The sequence below is a fragment of the Aciditerrimonas ferrireducens genome (assembly GCF_023130475.1).
Classification (GTDB): Bacteria; Actinomycetota; Acidimicrobiia; order Acidimicrobiales; family UBA8190; genus Aciditerrimonas; species Aciditerrimonas ferrireducens.
This window is the reverse complement of the sequence record NZ_JAKHEX010000004.1, coordinates 162582-170995: the sequence shown is the minus strand read 5'-3', so window position 1 is coordinate 170995 and position 8414 is coordinate 162582. Positions and strand designations below refer to the sequence as shown.

At 75.7% G+C, this 8414-nt stretch carries 5 protein-coding genes; 4 read left to right on the top strand and 1 reads right to left on the bottom strand.

Annotated features, from left to right (window positions below; genetic code table 11):
• Nucleotides 1–246: 246 nt before the first annotated feature.
• Entirely contained in the window at nucleotides 247–1044 is a 798-nt protein-coding gene (locus tag Acit_RS04680) for a class I SAM-dependent methyltransferase (protein ID WP_248106235.1), read from the top strand.
• Entirely contained in the window at nucleotides 1041–2270 is a 1230-nt protein-coding gene (locus tag Acit_RS04675) for a glycosyltransferase family 4 protein (RefSeq protein ID WP_248106234.1), read from the top strand. Before Acit_RS04680 ends, Acit_RS04675 begins: the two co-directional genes overlap by 4 nt.
• On the opposite strand, the gene Acit_RS04670 is transcribed toward Acit_RS04675, so the two are convergent.
• Complete coding sequence (locus tag Acit_RS04670; RefSeq protein WP_248106233.1) at nucleotides 2267–6742, bottom strand: alpha-(1->3)-arabinofuranosyltransferase domain-containing protein; 4476 nt, start codon at nucleotides 6740–6742, stop codon at nucleotides 2267–2269. The two genes, Acit_RS04675 and Acit_RS04670, sit on opposite strands and share 4 nt — an antisense overlap.
• A 156-nt stretch (nucleotides 6743–6898) precedes the next feature.
• Here Acit_RS04670 and Acit_RS04665 point away from each other — a divergent pair, with 156 nt between their 5' ends.
• Complete coding sequence (locus Acit_RS04665) at nucleotides 6899–7732, top strand: class I SAM-dependent methyltransferase (protein WP_248106232.1); 834 nt, start codon at nucleotides 6899–6901, stop codon at nucleotides 7730–7732.
• Nucleotides 7729–8394, top strand: coding sequence for a dephospho-CoA kinase (coaE, locus tag Acit_RS04660; protein WP_248106230.1), 666 nt, complete (start codon nucleotides 7729–7731; stop codon nucleotides 8392–8394). Before Acit_RS04665 ends, coaE begins: the two co-directional genes overlap by 4 nt.
• Nucleotides 8395–8414 lie beyond the last annotated feature (20 nt).

The window sequence follows — 8414 nt, the reverse complement described above, 5'->3', positions numbered from 1 at the left end:
TCGGCGAGCACGCCTACGACGAGCAGGGCAACTACATCGGCTACGACTACAGCACCGCCGAGTTCACCCCCGAGACCGAGGCCCAGGCGGCCTGGGCGGACTACCAGCCCGAGGTCGAGGGGACCACGACCGCCGACGAGGGCCAGTCCGCCGAGCCGAGCGACGACTGACGGCCCTCGGCCGGGTCGGGGGGCATCGGGGTCCGCAGGGGTGGTGCGAGCCAGCGGGGGGGTGCAGGAGCACTCGGTGGTGGAAGCACAAGCGGGGTCCACGGTCGTGCCCACGCCCCAGTTGGTCGGGTCGTCGTCGGGTGGGCTCGGGCTCCGGCGCCTGCCGCTGTGGCAGCTGGCGCGGGCCTTCTTGGCCGAGCAGCGGGATCCGGATCGGTTCTACCGGCTGCTTGCCCAGGACACCGTCGGCCTGCTGGCCGGGTTCGCCCCGCTCGAGGGGGCCCGGGTCCTCGACGTCGGGAGCGGGCCGGGCGACCTGGCGGAGGCCCTCCGGGCGGCCGGGGCGAGGGCGGTCTCGCTGGACGTCGACTGGGACGAGCTCCACTGCCGGCCCCGGATCCTCGCCGGGGCGGTCCAGGGCGACGGCCGCCGCCTGCCGTTCCCCCGAGCGTGCTTCGACCTGGTCTGCGCGGTGAACGTCCTCGAGCACCTGCCCGATCCCCCCGGCCTCTTGACCGAGGCCCTCCGGGTCTGCCGCCCGGGAGGCCTGGTGGTGGCGACGGGTACCCTCTGGTGGAGCCCTTGGGGTGGGCACGAGACCGCCCCCTGGCACTACCTGGGCGGCGCCTGGGCCCTGCGGCGGTACCGGGCTCGCACCGGGCGGGACCCGAAGAACCGCTTCGGGACCACCCTCTTCCCGCTCTCGGCCCGCCACGTGCTCGCCTGGGCGCGGACCGTCCCCGGGGTGGCTCGGGTGGAGGTCTTTCCCCGCTACTGGCCTCGATGGACCACCGGGCTGCTCCGCCTGCCGGTCCTCGGCGAAGCCCTGGCCTGGAACGTGGCCCTCGTGCTCGAGCGGGCACCGAACCCGTGACCGCCCTGCTCCGACCCAAACCCGAGGACGGGGCCGAGGAGCCGAGTGCCTCGGTCCGGGTCCCGAGCCTCCCCGACGTGGCCGCCCAGGCACGCGAGCTCGGCCTCCGGCGGGTCGAGCTGGTGGCCTGGCGGGACCTCGACCACCCCGAGGCCGGCGGCTCGGAGATCCACGCCGACCGCATCGCCACCCACTGGGCCCGAGCCGGCCTCGAGGTCCGCCTGACCACCTCGCGGACCCCCGGTGCCCCGGCCGAGGTGACCCGGGGCGGGTACCGGGCCCGGCGAGTGGCTGGCCGCTACGCCGTCTTCCCCCGCGTGGCCATGGAGAACCTCCTCGGCCCGCCGGCCGAGCGGGACGCCCTGGTGGAGATCTGGAACGGCATGCCGTTCCTCTCCCCGCTGTGGGCCAGCGGGCCCCACCTGGTCTTCCTCCACCACGTCCACGCCGAGCTCTGGCGCATGGTCCTCCCCCGAGGCTTGGCCGCCATCGGGGAGGCGTTCGAGCGGCGCGTCGCCCCCCGGCTCTACCGCCGCAGCGTCCTCGTCACCCTCTCCTCCTCCTCCCGGGCCGAGATCGTGGAGCGCCTCGGCCTGCGACCCGAGCAGGTCCGGGTCGTGCCGCCCGGGGTCGACGAGCGCTTCTCGCCCGGCGGGGCCCGCCACCCCCACCCGCTCGTCGTGGCCGTCGGCCGGCTCGTCCCGGTCAAGCGCTTCGACCGGCTCATCGACGTGCTGGTCCAGTTGAAGGCCCAGCACCCGACCCTCGAGGCCGAGCTGCTCGGCGAGGGTTGGGCCCGGCCGGCCCTCGAGGCCCGCATCGCCGCCGCCGGGGCCGGCGCCTGGCTGCGCCTCCCGGGCCGGGTCGACGACGACGCGCTCCTCGACGCCTACCGTCGGGCCTGGGTGCTGGCGGCCCCCTCGCAGCGGGAGGGCTGGGGCATGACCCTCTCCGAAGCGGCGGCCTGCGGGACCCCGGCGGTGGCCAGCCGGATCCCCGGCCACGAGGACGCCGTCCACGACGGCGAGACCGGCCTCTTGGTGGACGACGACGCCGGCTTCTTCGCTGCCCTCGACCGTCTCCTCAAGGACTACGGGCTCCGCCACCGCCTCGGGCGCGCCGCCGCGCAGCGCGCCACCCAGCTCCGCTGGGAGCGGACGGCAGCGGCGACCTTGGCCGAGCTCACCGCCCAGGCGGCTGCCCGTCGGCGTCAGGCGGGCAGCTAGGGCCGAGGGCGCTCCTCGGCCTCGGCCCCCCGCCGACGGCGCCCGGGGGTGCCCTCCACGGCCACCACGGCCATCAGGAGGCAGATCGCCGCCCAGGCGAGGTCGTTGGCCGCGGGCAGGGCAGCCGGCCAGCCTCCCCCCGGCGAGGTGTGGTCGACGGCCTGGTGGGCCACCACCAGCACCACCAGGCCCAGGCTGGTCCCGACGCTGGCCAGCTTCAGCACCAGCCGACCCCAAGGGACCAGGCCACCGAGCCCGGCGAGGACCCCGACGCAAAGACCCACCAGGGGCCGGGAGATGGCGGCGCTGACCAGGCCGACGGCCAGTGCGACGCCCAGGGCCGCCCACCACCGGGGCGGGTCGACGCTGTCCGCCGGTCCGTCGCTGGCCCGCCCCGAGCTGGCGCGCCGAGCCGTGTGCCGGGTTCGTCGGAGGGGCCAGTGCGAGGCCAGTTGACGCCGCCAGCGCCCCGGCAGGGCGGCCGCGAGGGCGCACGCCAGGAAGACCGCCAGGGAAGCGAGGAGGGCGGCGTTCACCCACTCCTGGGGGGCGAAGGTCAGCTGGACGCGCAGCACCCCGTGCCGCAACGCCCCGGCCTTCGTGGCGGCCGCCAGGGTCGCCCGAGTGACCAGCCAGCCGTTGGCGAACCCGTCGATGAGCACCGGCCGGCCGAGGGATCGGCCGTCGGCCAGCACGGCGTGCCAGCCGGCGTCCACGCTCTCCCCGAGGACCAGCCAGAAGGGCCCCTTCACGTCCCGGACCACCAGGCTGGCGCTGGTCGCCGAGGAGGAGCGGACCTCGACCCGGGGGGCTGGCGGGGTCGGTGCCGGCCGGACGGTGCTCGGACCCGGTTCGGGCTCGGGGCCGCCACCGGGGGCCGAGTCCAGGACCACCTGGTCGATGCTCCAGCCGGTGCTCGGCAGGTTCCCCAGGGCGGTCCGCAGGGTGTGCCAGCCGGGCCCCAGGGTGATCCCCTGTCGGTCGTCGGCACCGCAGGGCTCGATGGTCACCGGCTGGTTGGCCAGGGTGGGTCGCCCGTCGATGGTCAGCAGGTCGCTCAGGCACTGACCGGGCAGTCGGGCCGGGGGCGGACTGGTGTGGATGCCGGCGATGCCGACCTGGGCGATGCCGATGGGCAGGACCACCGACTGGCCCGAGGCCAGGTCCCGGGTGCGCTCGAAGCGGACCGCGTCCACCGTCACCCGCAGCCGGGCGCCGCGCAGGGCGGGGAAGCGGACGGTGACCGGGACCCAGCTGTCTTGTCGGCGGCCGTCGGCGATCGGCGGCAGTGCCACCGTGCGGGCGGCCAGGACGGTGCCGCTCGGGGAGAGGCTGGCCACGGTCAGCTTCGTCGGCACCGAGTGCATGCCGTCGGCTACCACGTGCAGGTCGAGGTGGTCGACGGTGACCGGGTGGGGCAGGTCGACCTGGAGCCAGGCCCCCACCTGCGAGGCGGCGGTGAAGCCGGGGGACCACATGGTGGTGGCGCCCGGGTCGCTTGAAAGGGCGGCGGGGGCGGCGTCGCGCGCGTCCCCCGGCAGGGTGCTGCTCGCCTCGACGGTCACCCCGCCTGAGGGCCCGACCTCGCCCAGGAGCCGTTCGAGCTCCGGCCCGGGCACGGTCGTGGCCAAGGTGGCGGTGCCCTCCAGGGTGAAGGTCCGGGCCGTGGGCAGGTAGAAAGCCCGGTCCAAGGTCGTCTCGGGCGACTGCCGGGGCGGGATGGGTTCGACCCGTTCGCGCTGCATGACCAGGACCAGCCGGTCGGCGAGCGAGGACCTCCCGGCGGCCCGCAGCAGGTCGCTCGGCATGACCAGCTCCCGGCGGTCCACCACGTCGCCGATCCGGACCTCCGAGAGCCCCACCGGCGCGGTCCCGCCCTGGTTCGTGGCGTCGATGGTGATCCGCAGCGTCGTGAACGTCCGGGTCGGGAACCGGAGGACCTGGCCGCCGGTCCGGGCGTCCCGGGAAGCGGGCCCGAGGTGCTCCCGCACCGGGTGGCGACCGTCGAAGGTCAAGGTCACCTCGGTCAGGTAGCGGGGGGAGCCGGTGGTGGTGGGCTGGAGCAGCCGGATCTGGTCCGTGGTCACCGGATGGTCGAGGGTCACCTGCCACCACTGGCCCTCGGGCACGACGAAGCCCCCGACGAGCCACTGGGTGTCCGGATCGTCCTGGAGGGCCGAGGCGGGCTGCTGCTCGGGGTACAGGGCGATGCCGTTGCCGTACGCCGAGGCGGTCACCGAGGCTACGCCCACGTTGCGGGCCACGGTCTGGCTGTCGGCCGGCAGCCCGGGGAACAGGTCCAGGGGGGCGTTGCCGGCCACCGTCGGCTGGGCCTGGCTGGCCGTCAGGGTCGCTCCGGCGTTCTGCCCCAGGGTGTTCCAGAAGAACGGCCGTTTCTTGTTCGAGTCCGTCACCACCAGCGTCGGGTGCTCGCCGAGCACCTGGCGGCGCAGCGTCGGGTGCTCGTCGAGGGTCCCGGCGTAGAGGATGGTCGGGGCGCCGGCCAGCAGCCCGGCGTCGGCCGCCTCGGCGATGCCCGTGGCGTCCCCGTCCACCACCACGGGGTCGGCCACCGACTCCGCCCGGTCGATGGGTCGGGGGTCGGTGACCGGGTAGACCTCGACGGGGGAGGGGACCGGCTGGTTCGGCGAGGAGGCGAGGGTGGCCTCGTTCACCTCGGGCAGCATCGAGGGGTCGGGGCTCGGGGGGCCGTAGCCGGTGGGGGAGCCCAGGCCCGGTGGGGTGGGGTCGAACTCGCTCGTCAAGGTGGAGGGCTGGGGCGTGCCGTAGCGGGTGTAGGAGAGGTCGTGCTGCACCACCAGGTCGCCCACGCTCATGAGTCGCAGCAGCGGGGCGAGCCCCCGGGGGTCCACCACGTCCTTCTGGACAGGGTCGTCCAGGGCGTAGAGGAGGTCGGCGGTGGCCAGGGAGCCCTTCACGATCTGCTCCCGGGTCACGAATGGTCGGCTGGCGTCGAGGAGCGCGGGCCAGATGGGGTCGACCGTGTCCCCCTGGTCGGTGGCGGCGAAGTTCTCGCCCGGTTCGGCCAGCACCCGGGTGCCGGGGTCCTCCCGGTTCAAGGCCCTGGCTGCCGCTCGCAGGGCGGCGGGGGCCTGGGCCTCCATGAGGTAGTGGTCCGCCAGGGTCCCCCCGTCGAAGAGCGCCGGGTTGGCCGCGGCCAGCAGGCCCAGGACGCTCAGCACGCTGAGGGCGCCCAGCACGGGCCAGCGGCTCGGGGTGGGCAGGTGCAGCCGGTCCAGGAGGGCCCGCTGCGCCCGTGGCGCCCGGAGGAGCAGCCGACCGCCGGCCTCCGCCCGGGCCCGGAGCCGGTCCCAGAGCGCGCTCGTCCCCGCGCCGAGGCAGAGCGCCAGGCCCAGGAGCACGAGCGGGGTGGCCCGGTCCGTCGAGCGCAAGGCCAGGCCCACGGTGTTGGCCTGGTAGAAGGCCTTCAGCCAGCCCCCGACGAGGCTCGGATGGTCGTAGGGGTGCGCGCCCACCGCCAGCACCGCCCCGACGACCACCAGGGCGACGCTGAAGGCCCGGAAGCGGAACCGGGTCAGGGAGCCGGCGACGAGGGCCAAGGCGGGCACCCCGTAGGAGGTGGCCAGCAGCCAGAGCTGCTGGGTGAAGGGCACCGAGGCGCCCATCCAGGGCCCGTACGTGCCCGAGCCGTAGAAGTACCAGTAGCCCAGGCCCCGCAGGACCTCGTTCGCCGACGAGGTGGTGGCGATGGCCGGCACCGTCTCGCTGTAGCGCAGGATGTCGATGCCGTAGGCCCCCTCGACCCAGAGGCCGGCGATCCACCAGAGCGACACCAGGGCCGAGAGCAGCCCGATCCGCCACGCGGCGGCCCAGGCCTGCCCGGGGCGGACCTCCTTCGTGACGAAGGCCGCCGAGAGCAGCCAGAGCACCGGGGCCAGGCCCACGTAGAGCAGGGCGGTGGCGTTGATCCCCCCGACCGTGGCCGTCACCAGCGCGAAGAGGGCCGGGTCCCGCCAGCCGCCCCGTCGGGCCGCCCGGGCGGTCAGGCCCACCATCCAGCCCAGGCCGGCCCAGGGGAGGAGGATCACCGAGATCCGGCCCAGGTACTGCAAGGTGTAGGGGGTCAGCATGAAGCAGGCCGCTGCCACCAGCCGCCCGGGCCCCTCGAGGCGCAGGACCCGGCAGCAGAACAGGACCCCCCAGCCGGCGCCGGTCAGGAGGGCGGCCACCCAGAGCCGCTCGGCCACCCAGGTGGGCACCCCTAGCAGATGGGTCACCAGGAAGAAGGGTCCCATCGGCCAGAGGTAGCCGATCTGCTGGTGGGTCACCGTGCCGAGCCCCTGGCTCGGGTCCCAGATGGACAGCGAGCGGCCCAGGAACCGCAGGGGGTCCAGGTAGAGGTAGCTCTTCGTGTCGGCGTCGACCACGCCCGGCTGGCTCAGCAGCTCCGAGACCAGGGCGATGACGGCCAGCAGGGCTCCCTCGGCCACGACTGCCCGGCGCTGGCGCCGATCGCTCAGCGGTGCTCCTCTCGCCTCTCGGGGGCCCCTCGGCCCGCCGGACCGGCCGGGTAGTGTAGGGCCGACGGCTCGAGCCCACCGTGGCGGCCGGGCGAGGGGAGCGAGGGGAGCGAGGGGAGCGGCGACGTGGGCAGGGAGCTGACCGGGGAGCGGCCCGTCGAAGGGGCCACCCCCTCGGGCCTCCTGGCCCTCCACCTGGCCGGCTACCGCGAGGTGGCCCGGGCCCTGCCACCCGCCGGCGTGGTCCTCGACGTCGGTTGCGGCGAGGGGTTCGCCGCCGCGGAGCTGGTGGTCCCCGGTCGGCCGGTCGTCGGCCTCGAGCTGGACCCGGCGGCGGCCCGCCGGGCGGCGCAGCGGTTCGGGGCCGCTGGCCTCCGGGTCCTCCAGGCCGACGGCGAGCGCCTGCCGGTCGGGACGGCCAGCTGCGCCGCCGTGGTCTCCTCCCACGTCATCGAGCACTTCTGGCGCCCCGAGCGCCACGTCGCCGAGCTGGCCCGGGTGCTCGAACCCGAGGGCGTCGCCCTCGTCGTCACGCCGAACGAGCCGGCGGACTTCGAGAACCCCCACCACGTCCACCTCTTCCGAGCCGAACCCCTCCGGGCCCTGCTCGACCGGTTCTTCCAGGAGGTCCAGGTGGTCGGGCTCCAAGGCTCGCCGGCGGTGGCTGCCGACTTCGCCCAGCGGCGCCGGCGGGCGAAGGCCCTGTTGGCCCTCGACGTCTTCGACCTCCGGCACCGCTTGCCCCGGGGGGTTTACCTCGGGCTCTACGAGCGGGTCCTCCCCCTCGCCTACCGTCTCCTCGCCCGGAGCGGCCAGGGCCCGATCTTCGGCCCCGAGGACTTCTCGGTGACGGAGCGGATCGACGACGACACCCTCGTCCTCTTCGCCACCGCTCGCCGTCCCCGAGCCGCCCGGCACGGTTCCGGGCCGGTGCCAGCGGCGGTGGCCAGCGGCTCGTGAGCGGACCGGACCGACCTCCCGAGGCCCTGCCCCCCGGGGTCCTGGCGGTCGGCCTGACCGGCGGGATCGGCTCGGGCAAGTCGACGGCCGCCGCTGGCCTGGCCCGGCGGGGAGCGGTCGTCGTCGACGCCGACGCCCTGGCCCGGGAGGTGGTGGCCCCCGGGGGCGAGGCCTACGAGGCGGTCCTGGCCCGCTTCGGCCGGGACCTGGTCGGCCCCGACGGCCAGCTCGACCGGGCCCGGCTGGCCGCGACGGTGTTCGCCGACCCGGCCGCTCGGGCCGACCTCGAGGCCCTCGTCCACCCGGCGGTCGGGGCCCGCATGGCCGCGGCCCGCCTGGCCCCGCGGCCGCCGGGCAGCGTCGTGGTCTTCGACGTGCCTCTCCTGCGCCCCGCCCACCGCCAGCTGCTCGCCCTCGACCTCGTGGTGGTCGTCGACTGCCCGCCCGAGCTCGCCCTCCGGCGCCTTCAGGAGGGGCGGGGCATGGCCGAGGCCGACGCCCGGTCCCGCATGGCTGCCCAGCCGAGCCGGGAGGAGCGCCTCGCGCTGGCCGACTGGGTCCTGGACAACAGCGGCCGTCCTGAGGAGCTCGAGGCCCAGCTGGACACCCTCTGGGCGGAGCTCCTGCGCCGGGCCCGGGCCGGCTCGCCCCCCACGGCCTGAGCGGTCCGGGCCGCTACGCT